This window comes from Bacillus sp. SIMBA_154, assembly GCF_046536015.1.
Classification (GTDB): domain Bacteria; phylum Bacillota; class Bacilli; order Bacillales; family Bacillaceae; genus Bacillus; species Bacillus pumilus_P.
This window is the reverse complement of the sequence record NZ_JAWJBV010000632.1, coordinates 1-238: the sequence shown is the minus strand read 5'-3', so window position 1 is coordinate 238 and position 238 is coordinate 1. Positions and strand designations below refer to the sequence as shown.

Below are 238 nucleotides of genomic sequence, written 5' to 3'. Positions count from 1 at the left end.
CGTTGCATTCCCCATAATGGCAAATTAAGCTCTTTGATTAGTGCATCGATTTTTCGTGCTTCAAACTTAACTAATAATTTAAGCTCTCCGGGAATACGCTCATCATATTCAAATTTCAGCATATAATCGGATATATCTTTAGTGCGTTGCTTAGCGACTCGATTTTCATCAGCGCTTTTGTCACCACTCACTTTTACTAATACGTTAAGCAACGCTTTGCGGCTAGCGTCTAAACGAG

At 39.1% G+C, this 238-nt stretch carries 1 protein-coding gene; it reads right to left on the bottom strand.

Features of this window, described 5'->3' with window-relative positions:
- Nucleotides 1-238, bottom strand: a 238-nt coding sequence (locus R0K30_RS23410) for a DUF2066 domain-containing protein (protein ID WP_410613413.1), incomplete at both ends; no start/stop codon positions are given.